The 17,719-nt window shown below is 55.9% G+C and carries 11 protein-coding genes, 3 tRNA genes, 1 rRNA gene and 1 pseudogene; 4 read left to right on the top strand and 12 right to left on the bottom strand.

The window, feature by feature from the left end:
- The 8 genes from KP708_RS14120 to KP708_RS14155 form a co-directional block, all read right to left on the bottom strand.
- Positions 1–69: ribosomal RNA gene (locus KP708_RS14120) — 16S ribosomal RNA — on the bottom strand; the annotation flags it as partial.
- A 402-nt stretch (positions 70–471) separates the two neighbouring features.
- On the bottom strand, positions 472–6,483 hold the full coding sequence (locus KP708_RS14125; RefSeq protein WP_215751033.1) for a DUF3320 domain-containing protein: 6,012 nt from the start codon (positions 6,481–6,483) through the stop codon (positions 472–474).
- 125 nt (positions 6,484–6,608) lie between these two features.
- Entirely contained in the window at positions 6,609–7,025 is a 417-nt protein-coding gene (gene atpC / locus KP708_RS14130) for an ATP synthase F1 subunit epsilon (protein ID WP_046900215.1), read from the bottom strand.
- Between the two features lie 5 nt (positions 7,026–7,030).
- Positions 7,031–8,494, bottom strand: a complete 1,464-nt coding sequence (gene atpD / locus KP708_RS14135) for a F0F1 ATP synthase subunit beta (RefSeq protein ID WP_099213283.1) — start codon at positions 8,492–8,494, stop codon at positions 7,031–7,033.
- A gap of 21 nt (positions 8,495–8,515) precedes the next feature.
- A complete protein-coding gene (locus tag KP708_RS14140; protein WP_046900217.1) occupies positions 8,516–9,403 on the bottom strand; it encodes a F0F1 ATP synthase subunit gamma in 888 nt (295 codons plus the stop codon).
- A gap of 9 nt (positions 9,404–9,412) precedes the next feature.
- Positions 9,413–10,948 (bottom strand): F0F1 ATP synthase subunit alpha, encoded by a 1,536-nt coding sequence (gene atpA / locus KP708_RS14145; RefSeq protein ID WP_046900218.1) that lies wholly within the window; start codon positions 10,946–10,948, stop codon positions 9,413–9,415.
- Positions 10,948–11,520, bottom strand: coding sequence for an ATP synthase F1 subunit delta (gene atpH / locus KP708_RS14150; protein WP_064274294.1), 573 nt, complete (start codon positions 11,518–11,520; stop codon positions 10,948–10,950). The genes atpA and atpH overlap by 1 nt, the downstream gene beginning before the upstream one ends.
- A gap of 504 nt (positions 11,521–12,024) precedes the next feature.
- Positions 12,025–12,098: transfer RNA gene (locus KP708_RS14155), tRNA-Gly, on the bottom strand.
- 174 nt (positions 12,099–12,272) lie between these two features.
- On the opposite strand from KP708_RS14155, the gene KP708_RS14160 reads away from it, so the two are divergent.
- The 3 genes from KP708_RS14160 (at position 12,273) to nusG (ending at position 13,206) form a co-directional block, all read left to right on the top strand.
- A tRNA-Trp gene (locus tag KP708_RS14160) sits at positions 12,273–12,349 on the top strand.
- Positions 12,350–12,411: 62 nt separating this feature from the next.
- On the top strand, positions 12,412–12,666 hold the full coding sequence (gene secE / locus KP708_RS14165; RefSeq protein ID WP_232309136.1) for a preprotein translocase subunit SecE: 255 nt from the start codon (positions 12,412–12,414) through the stop codon (positions 12,664–12,666).
- Positions 12,667–12,675: 9 nt separating this feature from the next.
- On the top strand, positions 12,676–13,206 hold the full coding sequence (nusG, locus tag KP708_RS14170) for a transcription termination/antitermination protein NusG (protein WP_046900219.1): 531 nt from the start codon (positions 12,676–12,678) through the stop codon (positions 13,204–13,206).
- Positions 13,207–13,281: 75 nt separating this feature from the next.
- On the opposite strand, the gene KP708_RS14175 is transcribed toward nusG, so the two are convergent.
- The 4 genes from KP708_RS14175 to KP708_RS14190 form a co-directional block, all read right to left on the bottom strand.
- Positions 13,282–13,896, bottom strand: coding sequence for a membrane integrity-associated transporter subunit PqiC (locus tag KP708_RS14175; RefSeq protein WP_215751034.1), 615 nt, complete (start codon positions 13,894–13,896; stop codon positions 13,282–13,284).
- Between the two features lie 4 nt (positions 13,897–13,900).
- Entirely contained in the window at positions 13,901–15,571 is a 1,671-nt protein-coding gene (locus KP708_RS14180; RefSeq protein ID WP_215751035.1) for an MlaD family protein, read from the bottom strand.
- The gene (locus KP708_RS14185) at positions 15,568–17,046 is read right to left on the bottom strand and encodes a paraquat-inducible protein A (protein WP_215751036.1); all 1,479 of its coding nucleotides are present in this window, start codon (positions 17,044–17,046) and stop codon (positions 15,568–15,570) included. Before KP708_RS14185 ends, KP708_RS14180 begins: the two co-directional genes overlap by 4 nt.
- Positions 17,047–17,270: 224 nt before the next feature.
- Positions 17,271–17,346 (bottom strand) — tRNA-Thr (locus tag KP708_RS14190).
- A gap of 175 nt (positions 17,347–17,521) precedes the next feature.
- Between KP708_RS14190 and KP708_RS14195 the strand changes: the two are divergent.
- Positions 17,522–17,689, top strand: a pseudogene (locus KP708_RS14195) (plasmid stabilization protein); the annotation flags it as partial.
- Between the last annotated feature and the right edge of the window lie 30 nt (positions 17,690–17,719).

The raw sequence follows: 17,719 nt of genomic DNA on the forward strand, positions 1-17,719 counted from the left end.
CCGTGCGACTTGCATGTGTTAAGCATGCCGCCAGCGTTCGCTCTGAGCCAGGATCAAACTCTCAGGTTCAATCCTCTAAACCCAAATGAAAAAACGTTAGGCTTAATTGAAGCATCTTAAAAAGATACATCAGCGTCTAAACGTTCGACACTCAGGTCTCAGGAAAATAATCCCAAAACCAGCAGCACCAAAACGCCGCCAACATATCCCTTCCAATTCCATATTCAATTTTCAAAGATCATCATCTCAAACCGCCCCGGCCAGACCCTCGAAGAAGGCCCCGCCGCGTCGGTGAACGGGCTTATACGGCCCACACACATCACTGTCAAACAATCATCATACGACACTTATCCACACAACTAACCCACAGATTTCCTACACTTTTCCCCTTTACACACACTTTCCATTCACAAAACAAAACTAAAAAAATCAAAAAAAACGCCAGAAAAATCATCTGGCGTCCCTTTTTCCTTAGTTTTCTATGTTTGCCACCACAGAAAGCCATGCATCGTGGAAACGCAGTCTGCTCGCCGCCCCGATACGCCCTAATCCGCAGGCTTTTCGCATCTCTCCGATACCCTCTTCCTCTCCCAGTCCCCGGTCCTGCTGCTTTTTGGCCAGAGCCGCAAGAACCGACATCGGAACCTGAGCAGGATCAACACTCTCTCCAGAGGTTCTCTTCAAGACGGTCTCAGGATCGCATACAACGTCTTCTGTTTCCCAAAAGAACGTTCCAGCATCTTCGGTAGTTCTTCCCACGCCATCAGGGATGGCTGTGAGAACTCGCTCCCGGATCTGTCGTCCCGCCCGGGCGAAACCATGTTGTCTCGCAATTTTCTGGATCAGGGCCGTTTCATGCAGAACCCCCTTCTCACAAAGAACCTGCTGAATCAGGGACTGCAGAACCGGCAGATAGTCATCATCTGCGAAACGCGCTGCATCTGGCTGTGCCGATAATGCCTCTTCACTGTCGTCCTCCGGAATATACGGAGCGGCCACAATGGCACTCGTGTCATGAGGGACAAACCCGGCATAGAGAGACGGTTCTTCCACGAAAGCGCTTTCAGTCTCCGGCACTTCTTGGGCCTCAATATCTGGCGCCTCGACCGGAAGACTAAGTCGACTTTCTCTTACGGCCTCCAATCTCAGCTTCAGGGCTTGATCCAGACGTTCCACCTCGCGGTTCGCATTCAGCCACCAGTCAGTCGACCAAACACGGAAAATCACCCAACCAAGATTTTCTAGAACGACCTGACGAAGTCTGTCGCGATCACGCGCGGTGGCACTACGATGGTAAGTCGCGCCATCGCACTCGACGCCCGCAAGAAAGCTTCCGGGCATGTCCGGGTCCACCACGCCAAGATCAATCCGAAAGCGGGAGACACCTATCTGGGGACGAACATCCCATCCGCGTTGACGCAACAACGCCGAGACTTCGAGTTCAAAGCGGCTTTCTTCTTCTCCGACAGACCCCTGGTGCAAACCAGCAAGTGCACCTGCCCCATGCTCTGCAAAAGTCAGGAACTTTCGAAGATGCAGTACACCCTCTGCAGAGCTTCTGGACGGATCGATCTGTTCAGCGCGCAGGGAACCAAAAACAACTAGTTTTTCACGCGCCCGCGTCACAGCGACGTTGAGGCGTCTTTCACCGCCCGCGCGATTCAATGGACCAAACGAAACGTAAGGCGCCCCTTTTAGCTCCGGCGCATAGGTGAGGGAAAAGAACATCACGTCCCGCTCTTCGCCCTGCACATTTTCCAAATTCCGAATCAGGACGGGTTCCGGGCACTCTTCGCTAAAGAACGGCACCAGCGAGGAATCCTCCATCTGGGCCTTTTCCAGCAAATCAGTAATCAGTGTCTGCTGCTCTCCGTTGAACGTTACGACGCCAACGGATTTCTCTCCGGCAGTCTTCAAATGCCTTACAACCGCATCCGCAACAGCTCTGGCCTCTGCGGGATTGGTTCTGCTGCCACCTCTCTGGTAGTTGCCACCCTCCACAAACTGGAAAGAAACAGCTCGATCCTGCGTCACGTTCGAGGGAAACGTGATGAGATCGCCGCCATAATACTGATTGTTGGAAAACGCGATCAGGCTCTCGTGCCTGCTGCGATAGTGCCATTTCAGCGTAATTTCCGGCACACCAGCCGCACGACACTCATCGAGAATGGACTCCATATCGCAGAGTTCACCGTCCTCTTCCTCATTCTCACTTCGTGCAAAGAAGCTGGTCGGCGGTAGCTGCTTGGGGTCTCCGACCACGATCACCTGTCGGCCACGTCCGATGGCCCCGATGGCATCCCATGTCGGGATTTGCGAGGCTTCATCGAAAATGACCAGATCGAACGGCTCACTGTCCGGGGGGAGATATTGCGCTACGGAAAGAGGGCTCATCATGAAGCAGGGCGTAAGCGCTCTCACCGCCCGGGGTGCAGCAGCAGCCAACTGACGAATCGGCATATGCCGGGCTTTCTTCTGCGCTTCACGATGAATCATCACATACTGTGAGTCCTGCCGCCGAACGTCCTGAGCAGGAATATTACCTGAGAGCCTTGCCCGGATCAGACGCCCTGCCAGACTGGCAGCATCACCATCCCACGTCTTGAAGCGCTCGATCTGTTCTTCATGCGCTGCAGCAACAAAACCGCGCAGTCGTGGCTGCTCATCAACGGCTGCTGCCAACCACCATCGGGCATAAGCGGCGATCAGGACGGATTGAAGATCTTTCGGAGCCACGCGCTCTGCCACAAGCGCCTCTACTAACGGACCCAATCCCAGACGCTCAGCTGTGTGACAGGCCTTTCGCCACGCACACCAGTCGCGCAGATTTTTACCCTGCTCAAGCCAGCAGGTCAGACGTTGAGACAAACGCAGCAGCCAGTCTTCGCCATCTGGCTCGATTGCAAGAAGAGGACTTCCCGCCAGTTCGGCCAAAAGACTCAGGCTTTCCTCAGCAGCCGAAAGTGCCTTCCTGAACCCCGTAATTTTCAGACCTACCGGCCCACTCTCTGCAAGAAGATCGCGCCCTTCTGTAAGCAGCTCCCGGATTTGCCGTCTCACAGAGAGCAATCCTGCGAGATCCGGGACGCAGCTTGCCAATGCCGTGCGAATCTCAGTTCCCCAGAGCAGAGCAGCTTCGATTTTTTCAAAATCGGTCGTCACATCACTCCAGAGAGAACCGACAACCTCTCTGTGAGGGGCTCCCTTCAGGTCGCGTTCCAGCGCAGACAGCTCCAGAAGCCGGGACAGCTCATCACTCAAGTCGTCCGGTAAGACGCTTTTCGCACTCGCTTCAAGTCGGCGGCGTACAGCTTTCTGAGCACTCCTGCGCGAAAGAAGCCATTTGTCTTCGGAGTCCTTCCACTCACGATGCAAGTCTTCCAACGGGAGTGTTTTCGCATCACTCCAACGCACAGCCAGCCCCTGCTCCAGAGTGCAATGACGTGCAATCCGTTCTTTTTCTGCAAGAACAACCTGAGCCTTGTCCTGCGCATCTTCGGAAAGGGCCCACGCTCCCCAGGCCGCTTCCGGTCGATACAACAGAGCACAGAACGACTGCAGTCGATGGAGTTGAGCCAATGATCGGTCAGTGCCAGTCAGACCCAGTACGTAGCACAGATCATCCGTTGCTTGAGACAACGCATCGATCTGCCCTCTCAAAGCCTCACTCTGCTGAAGAATCTGATCCTGCCAGCGAGACGTCCACTCTTCCTGCTCTATTCCCGACAACTGAGGCGACAGAGCATCCCGCCCGAAGCGCTCATAAAGCCCCGCCAACAGACTGGCCGCATTCCTGAGCGACTCCCAGTCTGTTTCAGCATGGGCGTCTGGAGCCGACCATTTCAGAGCAAGCGGATAAGTGCCGTTACGATCGGCCTCCAGAACCACGCCTATAGCCTGATAGGGAGTCCATCCGTTGTTCCACCACTTATGCAGATCCTGAACATAGGCATTCAGATCCTGGCGGACTGCCATCAGACGGCTTTGGGCCGAGGTCCATTCCGCTGTTGAAAACTCTTCCCTGACCAGTTGAACCTGCTGAAACTGTTCCAGCACTGCGCCGCGCCCAGCCTGAGGCGAAAACAGATCCAGGCAGAACTCACTCAGCCCTACAGAACGCAGACGATTCCGCACGACTTCCAGCGCAGTTCTCTTTTCTGCGACGAAAAGGACCGTCTTACCCCGTCCCAGCGTATCAGCGATGATATTAGCAATCGTCTGACTTTTGCCGGTTCCCGGCGGACCGATCAGGACAAAATTTTCACCCGCTGCCGCCCGGGCTACGGCGGTCAATTGGGACGAGTCAGCTTCCATGGGACAAAGCAGGGAAGCCTCGTCCAGAGCGTTATCCAGCGATTTCTGTCCCTCAAACAAAGCCGTGGGGAAACCACTTCCAGTGTCATCAGATTCTGAAACCCCATCCAGAAGACGACTGGCAACCGGGTTAATACGCAGCGCGTCCCGTCTTTCCTGCAAATCCTTCCACATGAGGAACTTAGCGAAAGAGAGGGTCGTCAGGCTGACACGTTCTTGCACTTCCCATTGCGGGAGCTGACGGATTTTTGCGCGGAAAATGTCAAAGATGCGCGCAACGTCCAAACCAGCCTCATCCTGAGGAAGCTCTCCTTCAAGTTCAGGAAACCGCATGGCGAAATCCTGTCGAAGAACTTCCAGCAGACTGCCATTCACCTGATTTTCATCGGTATGGGCGCGCAACCGGAATGGAGCGTTAATACTGCTACGCTCCAGAATAACTGGAACTAAAATCAAAGGGGCTCTCGCTTTGCGATCCCGCCCCCGAGGTTCCCACACAAGCTCTCCCAGAGTCAGGAAAAGTGTGTTTGCCCCTCCCTCCTGCGCAGCCGCACGAGCCTTGCGATAGATTTCTGTAAGAGCGGACTGTAAGCCAGCTTCATCCCGGGCAACCAGCAGTTCACCGTGCTCCAAAGCCTCCGCAGCAATAGCCCTGTGCTGATCGTCATGATGACGCTGTTGATGGAGCACAGCACTCCTCGGGTCAGACCCATCCATCAGTTCGGGACGAGCTCGCAGCCTGAGCGCTGGTTTCCGTTCCCCTCCCCGCATTTCTGCCAGACGGTCTTCCAACCTTCCCGGATCTGCACAGCAGATCTCGATGATCTGCTTCTCAGAGCGTGGCAGGTTCAGAAGGCGGCTTCGGCCTGAAATATCCAGTAGCCGTTTACACCAGCGATCCAAACGGGATTCCGGTGTCTCTTCGTTTTCATGGTCTCCGAGTTCTTCCCGAAGATCCGGCGCTGCTTTCAGCCGAGGCGTGGCAGAGGTCGCCACGTCATCGCTCTCGGCCGGGTCAGTATTAGGCAAAAGCGATGACAACGGCCGAATGCGGCGCAGTCGGGCACGGTGGACGTCTATGACCTCTTCAAATTTCGACTCTTCACCGTCATCCTGAAGCTGGGCAAGCCCACGCTCACAGGCTTTTGCGAAATCCGGGCAAGACGCTGCAGTTACAAGCGTTGTCTCGAACACACAGACATCATCAAGGGCTACCCTGTTCCGCAGTCCAGGCAGATCCTGAATGATTGAGGTTCCAGACTGCTCCCGAGACAGCCAAAGCCCGGTAAAAGCATGACCTTTGAGCATGATCAGTAATGGCCGCAAACCAACAGCTTCAAGACAGGACGCAAACAGTAAGGCTGTATCCAGGCAAGTCGCCAGTCGGTCTTCCACAATCTGAGTGGGAAGACGCACCCTTTGGCCAGCCTCCACAAAAGAAGCCGGGGGACTGACATACGTAATGTTCAAGCCAGCGATTGCGCACCAGATCGCTTGTGCCTGTTCCCACGCCCGCTTTCGACCGCCTTGGTATCCCTCCAATGAGCCACTGTGGCCGGCCTCCTGTAGAAGAAGAGAAGCTGAACGGAGAATTTTTGCGACAGCAGGATCATTCGGTAGAACGAAGGCAGCAAGCAGATCGGGCAGCCCCTGTAATCCGCCCCATTCGCTCCGGCAGCGGACAGTCAGAGGAAGAACGCGTTCGAGAAGCGTCGCCCGCGCACCATGGGGCTGTACCTCCGAGACTGTAAAATGAACTTCAGCGCGCGCTGCTTCACTCAGCGAGGCGAGATAGGCGCCATCCAGTTCCACATCGAGGCGCTCTAACGCCCGAAACTGTCCCATTCCGAGAGACTGAATTCGCCAGGAGGTTGTTCGGAGCACACTGGGCTTGGAATGCAGCGTAATCTCAACATCTGAGAGATCCCGATCTGCAAGATTACGAACCGCAAGCTCAAGCAAAACTGGGACGCTGTTTTCCCAGAGAGCACTACTGACGCTCTCCCGGACGACAACTGTCAGCGCGACGATATCTTCTGCAATCGGTTCAGGTGGCGCACCTTCTTCCCGCTCTGCCTCTACTACGTCCCCTACACATTCGATTGCTTCTCCAAAGGCGAGATCAACGCCCTCGGACATAATTTCAGTGTCAGGGGAAGAGTCCGTCATTACGCGCCACCATCACTTGGTAAAGTCTGGACGGCAGCATACAGGAAGCTTGCGGACAAAGAAAAACCCACCCAGTCAACTGACCGGGTGGGTTCTTCCTGTTTTCATAGATGCTGCGTTCAGCCTCAGACTGAAGCAGGACCTTCAACAGCTTCCAGTTCAGCGCGAACGCTCTGGATTTCACGGCTGAGACGGTCATGCGCATCAGTATCGTTCGGCTCGATCTGGGCCCATGTGGTTTCCAGATCCCGCAGACGATCACGGGCATCATCCGCAGACAGCTCGCTCATGAGCTGAGCAGAATCTGCCAGAATGGTGCAGTGCTCTGCGCCCATATCTGCGAAACCACCGCCCACGAAATAACGGTCGACGATCTTGTCGCCTTCATACAGGGCCACGACGCCACCACGCAGCTGAAGCATCAGCGGTGCACGGTCCGGCATGGCTGCAATATCGCCCTCCATGCCCGGGACCACCGCCATGTCGACCTGACGGTCAACAAGGCGCTTTTCCGGGCTGACGATCTCGATGCGTAGGGGCATCAGGATCAGGCCTCCTGCTTCATCTTCTCGGCCTTGGCGATGGCCTCGTCAATGTCGCCAACCATGTAGAACGCGCCTTCTGGCAGGTGATCGTATTCACCGTTTACAACGGCCTTGAAGGAACGAATCGTGTCTTCCAGAGCAACCAGCTTGCCAGGTGCGCCCGTGAACACTTCAGCCACATGGAACGGCTGGGACAGGAAGCGCTGGATGCGACGTGCACGGCCAACGATCTTCTTGTCTTCTTCAGACAGCTCATCCATGCCCAGGATCGCGATGATGTCCTGCAGACCCTTGTAGGTCTGAAGCGTCTGCTGAACCTTACGAGCGATGTCGTAGTGTTCCTGACCGACGATCTTCGGGTCAAGCGAGCGGGACGTGGAGTCCAGCGGGTCAACAGCCGGGTAGATGCCCATTTCTGCGATCGAACGGTTCAGCACCGTCGTGGCATCAAGGTGAGCAAAGGTCGCAGCAGGCGCCGGATCGGTCAGATCGTCAGCAGGAACATACACGGCCTGAACGGACGTGATGGAGCCCTTCTTGGTGGACGTGATGCGCTCCTGAAGGGCACCCATTTCCGTTGCCAGCGTCGGCTGATAGCCCACGGCGGAAGGAATACGGCCCAGCAGAGCGGACACTTCCGAACCAGCCTGCGTGAAGCGGAAGATGTTGTCCACGAAGAACAGAACGTCCTGACCTTCTTCGTCACGGAAGTATTCTGCGAGTGACAGACCCGTCAGAGCAACGCGGGCACGTGCTCCCGGCGGCTCGTTCATCTGGCCATAGACCAGAGCAACCTTGGAGCCTTCCGTGGAACCGTCTTCAGCGATCTTGATAACGCCAGCGTCCTGCATTTCGAAATACAGGTCGTTACCTTCACGGGTACGCTCACCTACACCTGCGAACACGGACACACCACCGTGTGCCTTCGCGATGTTATTGATGAGTTCCTGAATAATAACGGTCTTGCCAACGCCTGCGCCACCGAACAGGCCAATCTTGCCGCCCTTCAGGTACGGGCAAAGAAGGTCAACGACCTTGATGCCTGTTACGAGAATTTCGGACGCAGCAGCCTGCTCCTCGAAGGACGGAGCCTTGCGATGGATCGGGAAATACTTGTCGCTAACGATCGGACCACGTTCGTCAATGGCTTCGCCAATGACGTTCAGGATACGACCAAGTGTAGCCGGGCCAACCGGAACCATGATCTGCTTGCCAGTGTCACGGACTTCAGCGCCACGGCTCAGGCCGTCCGTCGTGTCCATGGCAATGCAGCGGACCTGACGCTCACCGATTTCCTGTGCAACTTCCAGAACAAGCGTGTGATCGCCGTTCTGAACATGAAGGGCGTTCAGGATAAACGGAAGATCGCCTTCGAACTGCACGTCAACAACCGGGCCACGCACCTGCGTGACACGGCCGACGACGTTATTTGCAGCCGGGGCAGAAGGGTTAAGAGTCTCAGACATCGGTTCGTCTCCTGCGTGATCTCAAACGGCTTCTGCGCCGGAGATGATCTCGATCAGTTCATTGGTAATGTTGGCCTGGCGCGTACGGTTGTACTTCTGGGACAGACGGTCGATTGCCTTGCTGGCATTCCGGCTCGCGTTGTCCATAGCCGTCATCCGTGCACCTTGCTCACCTGCTGCACTCTCCAGCAGGGCAGAGAAAATTTGCACCTGAAGATTGCGTGGCAGAAGATTGGCCAGGAGCGTAGCCTCATCGGGCTCGAATTCGTATTGGGCAGCCTCGGCAGGCGCCGCATTGTCATTTTCCGCGACGGACAGAGGCACCAGCGGAAGCTGGATGGCAATCTGCGTCATCGCGTTGACGAAGCGGTTGTAGATCAGCGTGCAGCGATCAATTTCGCCGGCTTCAAGCATGGCGACAATCTTCTTGCCCACATACTCAGCCTTGTCGAAACCGACGTCACGGCCTTCCGTCCCTGCCACGCGCTCAACCACCAGATCCGGATATTCCTTTGCAAGAATATCAGCACCCTTACGGCCAACCGGCAGAAGACGCACTGTCCGACCCTCATCCCGCAGCGTGCGGATCAGCTGACGCGCACTCCGAACGATGTTGGCGTTAAAGCCACCCGCCAGACCACGATCCGAAGTCAGGACCACCACAAGATGGACCTGATCCTTACCCGTACCACCCAGCAGTGTCGGCAGGCTGGACGCATCAGCGCCGCGGCTTGCCGCTGCCAGTTCCGCCATCATGCGGCCCATGGCCTCGGCGTAGGGACGAGCCGCCTCAGCCTGGGACTGGGCGCGTCGCAGCTTGGATGCTGCGACCATTTTCATGGCGTTCGTGATCTTGCGCGTCGATTTGACGCCCGTGATCCGACCGCGCAGTTCCTTCAGCGAAGCCATGGACTATCCTCAGGCTGCAAAGCGCTTACCGAAAGCTTCGAGCAGCTCCTTGAGCTTGCCTTCCGTCTCCGGCTTGATCTGGCGATCGTTGCGGATGGCCGTCAGAATGCCAGCGCCAGCGCCACGCATTTCCGTCAGCAGTGCAGCCTCGTAGGCCACAACCTTATCCACGGCGATCGGATCAACATATCCACGGGTACCCGCGAAAAGAACAACAACCTGCTCTTCAACCGGAAGCGGGGACGTCTCAGGCTGCTTCAGCAGCTCGACCAGACGTGCACCACGATCAAGCTGCTTGCGCGTTGCAGCATCAAGATCGGAAGCGAACTGCGAGAATGCAGCCATTTCACGATATTGAGCCAGCTCAAGCTTGATCTTGCCAGCAACCTGCTTCATCGCCTTGATCTGAGCAGCCGAGCCCACACGGGACACAGAACCACCCACGTTCACAGCCGGACGGATACCCTTATAGAACAGGTCCGTCTCAAGGAAGATCTGACCGTCGGTGATGGAAATCACGTTGGTCGGGATGTATGCAGCCGTGTCACCAGCCTGCGTCTCGATGACTGGCAGAGCCGTCAGAGAGCCGCCGCCGTTGGCATCAGACATCTTGGCTGCACGCTCGAGAAGACGGGAGTGCAGATAGAACACGTCACCTGGGAAAGCTTCACGTGCCGGCGGACGGCGAAGCAGCAGTGACATCTGACGGTATGCAACAGCCTGCTTCGACAGGTCGTCGTAGCAAGCTAGAGCATGCATGCCGTTGTCACGGAAGTACTCGCCCATGGCGCAAGCTGTGTAGGGAGCCAGATACTGCATTGGTGCAGCATCAGAAGCCGTGGCAGCAACAACGATGGAATATTCCATCGCGCCCTGCTCCGTCAGCGTACGAACCAGGTTTGCAACCGTGGAGCGCTTCTGACCAACTGCAACATAAATGCAGTAAAGAGACTTCTTCGGGTCGCCTTCAGCATTGACTGGCTTCTGGGCCACAATGGTGTCAACCAGGATCGCCGTCTTACCGGTCTGACGGTCACCAATAATCAGCTCACGCTGGCCACGTCCAATCGGCACCAGAGCGTCAATGGCCTTGATACCCGTCTGCATCGGTTCGCTAACCGACTGACGCGGCATGATGCCCGGAGCCTTCACTTCAGCGCGGCGATATTCGACGTCCGTCAGCGGGCCACGACCGTCGATCGGGTTACCAAGGCCGTCAACAACGCGACCAAGGAGCCCCTTGCCAACCGGAACTTCAACAACGGACTTCGTGCGAAGAACCGTGTCACCTTCACGGATTTCGTCGCCATCACCGAAAATCACGATACCGACGTTGTCGGCTTCGAGGTTCAGCGCCATGCCCTTGAGGCCAGAGCCTTCAAACTCGACCATTTCGCCAGCCATGACGTTTGTCAGGCCGTAAACGCGAGCAATGCCGTCGCCAATCGACAGGACCGTGCCCGTCTCGGAAACGGTCTCGACCTTGTCGAAAGACGCGATCTGCTGCTTGAGGATGTCCGAAATCTCAGCGGGACGGATATCCATCACGCGGCTCCCTTCATGGCGTTCTGCAGGCGAGTCAGGCGCCCGGCGATCGAAGTATCAAACAATGTAGAACCGACACGTACAGTCATGCCGCCAATCAGGGAGGCATCTGTACGTTCGATCATGGACACGCGGCTGTAACCCGCTTCGGCCAGACGGCCCTGAAGCTGGCTGCGCTGCATGTCGGTAAGAGGCTGAGCGGAGCGGATTTCTGCAACGGTTTCGCCGCGGAGGCTCGCATCAAGGGCCAGCACGCCGTCCAGAATAGAAGCGAGATCAGCAAGACGGTGGTTAGCAGCAATCACGCCGACGAAGCGACGGACGGCATCTCCGAAACCGAGTTTCTCGGTCAGGGCACCAGCAACCTTGCTTGAGCGATGTGCATCAAGGCGGGAGTCCGCAAGGAACGTCCGCAGGTCAGCACTCTGGGAAATCGCATCGCGAAGTCCCCGAACCTGAGCCAGCACATCAGAAAGCGCTCCCTGCTCTGAGGCATAATCGTAAAGCGCTCGGGCATAGCGTTGAGCCAAGCCACCTGTGGGTCCCATCTGCGGCACCTGTGTCACCGTCACACGCGTGTTCCGTCTCACTTTTCCGCCGCAGGATGCGGCCGGAACCGGCTTATCCGGTCCCTTGCTTCCAAATCCGTTGGGATTCAGGCACACACGACCCTACGCAGGATTCGTCTGAACCCGGTCCTCCACTTGGCGCCGCCTCTAGCACGTCCCCATGATCCAGTGCAACCGAGGCAGAGCTACAACCTTACCGCACAACTAAATTTTTCAGCGTAACACTGCTCTTTGCAGGCAAATTCTTCATTCCCAAAAAACAGTAGCGCGCATGCCAGCCTGCTGCTGTCAGGGAGAGCTCAGAATTTCTACAATTTTGCGGAAGTGCTTCACAATCATTGGAGACTGTGTTGAGGCAGGGTTAAAATGCCGTCATCGAGCAAGAGAGTTGCGGAGTATGCAATCAGCTCACAGGAACTGCGGCCAGACATTTAGCAGAGCAGAAAAGGCACATACGAAATACCCAGCTCTGTTAGTCGCTTGGATCAGATTTTTTGGGAAACCTACTGGAGCGGGCGAAGGGAATCGAACCCTCCTCAGAAGCTTGGAAGGCTACTGCATTACCACTATGCTACGCCCGCCCTTAGGTTGCCGGTGTCATACTCCATTCCTTCGCATCCTCGCAAGAGGGGGAATGCCAGAAATGAAAAATATGAACCTAGGTGCTTATGGGTACTTGACTTTCATCCCTGAACATTATCTTTTCCGCCCCACTGTCGTTGGTGTATCGCATTCCGTGTGGTACCCCCGATGATAGGGGCGTAGCTCAATTGGCTAGAGCGTCGGTCTCCAAAACCGAAGGTTGTGGGTTCGAGACCCTCCGCCCCTGCCACCCCGCTTTACCGGATAGCTTTTCCGGCACCGGGACGCGGATTTTCATTTGATTCGAGGACGATGGTGTCGGTCACTACCCCGAAAGACGAGTCGCGTAAGACAGCGCCTCATAAAAACGGATCCGGCTTCAATCTGGGCACGTACATCAAGGACGTGCGCAACGAAGCAAAGCGGGTTACGTGGCCTACACGTCGTAACACCCTCATTACGACGGGTGCGGTGCTTGCCATGGTTACCGTGACCTGCATCTTCTTCTTCATCGTGGATCAGGTCATTGGCCTGGGCGTCCGCGAGCTGTTTGGCGTTGGAGGCTAGGTCCGCAGCATGGCAAAACGTTGGTATGTTGTGCATGTCTATTCCGGGTTCGAGAAAAAGATCGCGAGCCACATTCAGGAGCAGGCTGCACAGAAGGGCTTATCTGACCATTTCGAGCAGATCCTTGTCCCATCCGAAGACGTGACGGAAATGCGCCGGGGCCGTAAGGTCAATTCAGAGCGCAAGTTCTTCCCCGGCTACGTTCTTGTGAAGATGGAACTGACGGATGATGCATGGCATCTCGTCAAGGATACCCCCAAGGTCACCGGCTTTCTGGGAACGCGCAATCGCCCAACCCCGATTACGGCTGCAGAAGCAGACCGGATCATGAAGCAGGCTCAGGAAGGTGTGGAACGTCCACGTTCTGCCCTCACCTTCGAGATCGGCGAGCAGATCCGCGTTGCTGACGGCCCGTTCACATCCTTTACGGGCATGATCGAAGAAGTCGACGAAGAACGTCAGCGCCTCAAGGTCAGCGTTTCCATCTTCGGTCGTTCGACCCCAGTGGATCTGGACTTCACGCAGGTTGAGAAGCTCTAATCTCTTCTGTTGAGGCCATATGAATAAAAAAGGCTCCCAGACGGGAGCCTTTTTTATTGCCTCGAATGTGCCCTCTTACCGGCTTGAAGGGGAGAGTGAGCGCAGTCGGGACGCGGCATGATCTGCGAGTGCTGACAAACCCTGGCTCAGAGACGCTACCAGCTTACCGGTATCGCGCTGCGAGCTCTCCGGAGATTGCCAAGCAAACGATTCAGCCAGAACGGGACCAATCATTTTTTGCGCAGGGTGAACAGACACTGCCCCCGTGATATAGGCACGCCCCGCTGAATCAGCTTCGAAGTTCCGAATCGTCACCTCTACGTAAGCTGTCGGGGTTGTTGTCACCGCATCTCCTTGTGACACGACCGCCGTGCCCGGAAGACGCTGCGCTAAATCAGTCGTGAGCGTCTGAGCAATCATATCGGGAAGCGCTTCACTCCAGCTATCACCCGTAGCCAGCTTGGTCTGGTAATCCCGATTTTGCCGGACGATCGTATCCCGATCGAGACGCAAAGGGACAACAGGCGTCCGGACCTCTACGACGACTGGTCCACCGCCCTGAGCCGCTCCAGATATGGGTGACAGCGTATAAAGGGTGGGGTCACTGCTACAGGCTGCCAGAGCAGCCGATAGACCAACCATGCATCCCACGGACAAAAGGCGCATACGAAAAGACGAATATTTTGCCATGGGGTCAGTTCCTGCGGCCTGTAATGAGTGCTGATGGGTGGTGTCCCAGATAATCCGTCAGAAAGCGCAGCGAGCGCGCCATCTGCGTCATCTGTGTAATCATACCCTGAAGGCTACGATGGAAATCCGTATCTCCACCGTAGGCCCCCAGAAGAGTCTGGGCGTTGGTCAGAGTTCCTTGCAGGGCCGTCATAAGCTCCGGAAGATGCTGATTGGCATTCTTGCTCAACGCATCCAGATTTTGGAGCGAGTTCCGCAAGGCTACCAGAGACTGCGTCACTTCGCGGCTGTTCAAACGGCCATCCGCATGTGCGATCAGGTCATTAACGTGCTCACCAATCTGCGTAAGCGGCATGGCGGCAATTTTGTCTGTGATGGTGGAAACAGATTCCATGATCCCATCCATGCCACCTGGCTGACTGGGCAGTACTGCTATGTCACCCTCATACGTCATGGTGACAGGTGGGGTGTTCTTCACGAATTGTAGTCCGATCAGAGACTCACCCGTCAGGAAGCTGGCACTTTGCACAGAAGCGCGCAGACCATTGGCCACAAACGCTGCAAGGTATTCCTTGGCACGCGCAAGCTGGCTTTCATTCCATTCCGGCATCATGCGCTCAGGCTCGATCTGCATTTCCACACGCACTTTCGGGTGCGCCTGCGGAGAGGGCATCTGCAGCTTTACGGACGTAACCGTACCAACCTGCAAGCCAAACAGGCTGACCTGACTTCCGGCAGCCAGCCCCTTCACGGACGTATCGATATACGTCACGACACGAAGACGTTGATGATACCGGGCACTCTCTGCATCAGCCTGACTGGTATAGAGCTTGAAAACCGAGTTTGCAGGCGCGACCGGAGCATTAATGGCATTTCGGTTATCCGGCAGGCCAAACGCCACACCGCCGGAAAACAGCGCTTGCAGCGACTGCATCTGAACCTTCAGACCACCCGCACCAAGCCCAACCTGAATACCCGAGACATTCCAGAAGCGGCTGTCGGTCCGCAGGTAGTGGTCATATGGAGCCTTGATGAAGACCTGCACAACGATCGGCCCCTCGCCGCCTGGCGGCATGGTATAACCGAGCACATCACCCACAGGCACATCCCGGAAGAAGACAGGAGCTCCCTCGCCCAGTGAGCCTAGAGCTGGCGACACAAGCCAGAATGTTGTTCCAGGCTGATCAGAACGAACGCCAGGAGCAGCTTCAAGACCGCGGAATTCGGTTTGATAGTGCTGTCCGGATGTTCCAGGATCAATGGCAATATAGGCACCGGAAATCAGTGTATCGAGCCCGGTAATGCTTGCACCGTTAATACGTGGCCGCACGACCCAGAAGCGTGTGCTGTCCGTCAGGATATGAGCACTATTTGCGTTCATCTGAACCTTGACGCTCACATGGCGCATGTCACGGCTCAGGGTAATTTCCTGGACCGTACCCAACGTCACGGCCTTGTTCTTGACCTGCGTCTGGCCGGGAGTCAGGCCATCCGCTGTATCAAAGGTAATCGTGATTTCGGGTCCACGCGTGGCAAAATGCTTCCAGGCCAGCCAGCCAGAAATCAGAATGGCCAGAACCGGAATTAGCAGGATCAGGGAGAAGCGGGTCCGGCGTACCGGAGCTTCCTCCGGAAAGGCCGGCTGCTGCCCGCGATCATTTCGGGAATCGCTCACGCGCTTTCAGGCTCCATATGAGAGGTATCAGAAGAAGGAACGGGGCCATCAGGTGCCCGCGTGTCAGGAAGAGTACGGCCCGCCGCATCCGTGGGGACGGAGCTGTTCAGACCGGCCGCATCCCACATTGACCGAGGGTCAAACAGTTCAACGGCAAAAATGGTCAGGATCACGACCAGTGCAAAGCAGATCATTCCGGGATCGGCAGCGACATTGGCCAGAAACGCAAAGTGTACGACCGCACAGAGAATAGAGATCATAAAAACGTCGATCATCGACCAACGTCCAATAATGTCCACCATGCGATAAAGCTTCCCAAGCAGTGGCAACTGCCACCGGGATCGCAGCTTTGTGCTGATGATCATAAAGCTCAGGGCCAGAATTTTCAGCACCGGAACGGTAATGCTGGCGAACAGAACCAGCAGGGCCAGAGGCACCATCCCAGCCTGCCACAGCTCGATAACACCACTGATAATTGTGCTGGGCGCTCCCGAGCCTACCTTTGTGTAGGTCATGACCGGCAACATGTTGGCCGGGATGTAAAAAATAACGCCTGCAATCAGGAGACAGGTTGCCGATGCGAGGCTCTGCCTTTTACGCCGCCGCAGAATCTGGTCACACCGCGGACAGTCTCCCATATCAGCCTCCTGCAAGACAGGGTGATCGAAGGCAACCACCAGTCCGCATGCGTGACAGGAGAGCATGTGCTCAACAGGAGGAAGCGCGTCTTCATGGGCATCCAGATGGGCGACATCCAGAACACGCCCGCGATGACCATCCACCCTCTTCCGCAAATCGCGGTTATTCCAAATGAGGTCATCATCAAAGGTGGAATCCATGGCAGCCATCGTCAGCATCAGGCCACCCAGCAGGTATACCCCTGGCTGCAAATCAACGAGAGCAAGATCAACCAGCTTGGTATAGGCAACCAGAACGCCCAGGACATAGACTTCCACCATGGACCAACCCCGAAGGCGGTCATACCAGGTCAAAAGTCTTGGGGTCCAATCCGGCATGTGAGGACGAGATGCGCCGTACAGCACAGCTCCCATCAGAGCAATGACAATCCCCGGCATGGCCAGAGTTGTCAGTCCAACCAAGAAAGACATGGTGTTGTAGCCCTGATGTGCCAGCTCGATAGGACCAGACATCAGGGCAACCGTGTTCTCACGCCCATAGACATTTAGCGTCATGAGGGGGCTGATCAAAAGAGCAATATAGAGCGCTGCTGAAGCCACACAGAAAGCGGCGGGCGCTCCGATGACAGAGGTCTTGCGTCGCCGCACAATCTGCGCACCACATCGCTCGCACTCAGCCAAGAAACCCGGCTTGAGTTCCGGAACTCTCTGGAACAACCCACAGACAGAGCATTCGTGCAGACCTTCCACGACATGCAACGCCGCACGTGGCCGCTGCGGGCTCCGGGAAAGATTGACGGCATTCTGCCAAAGACGTTTATGAAAACGGTCAGTCATGACGCTCCTAACCTAACGCATGGAGCCGCCATAAGACAGTGCAGCCAGCACAACGTGGCCCACGCATCAGGATCTGATGCCGAATGGTAGACCTATTTTACAGCATTTGCCCAGAGCCAGAAAACTTTCTGGCAATAATCTGACAAAAACCAGACATCAAAGCCCGTCTGCATACTGGAACTGTGTGCCTGGTAGCCTGATCTATTTTAAGGAAAATACCTCGATGGTGCCGGAGAAGAGATTCGAACTCCCGACCCCATCATTACGAATGACGTGCTCTACCAGCTGAGCTACACCGGCGCATCCATCGAGGTGGGCGCGTTTTAACTAACGCTTTTGAGCTTGGCAAGCCCTTAATGAAAGAAAACCATCTTACATTCTATGAAAACGTCACATCTGACAGCACAATCAAGCAAAACTCCAACCACGCTAACGCGTAAAGGCGTCATACACCTTGTTTTCAGGAGGACAGACCATGCCGCGTGGAGACAAATCAGCCTACACGGACAAACAAAAACGTCAGGCTGAACATATTGAAGAAAACTACGAAAAGCACGGCGTCTCAAAGAACGAAGCCGAAAGCCGTGCTTGGGCGACCGTCAACAAAGAAAGTGGCGGCGGCAAGAAAAGTGGGTCAGGCCGGAAAAATCACCCGAAAGATTAAATCCGGCCC

This window comes from Gluconobacter sp. P5H9_a (assembly GCF_018812085.1).
Taxonomy (GTDB): Bacteria; Pseudomonadota; Alphaproteobacteria; order Acetobacterales; family Acetobacteraceae; genus Gluconobacter.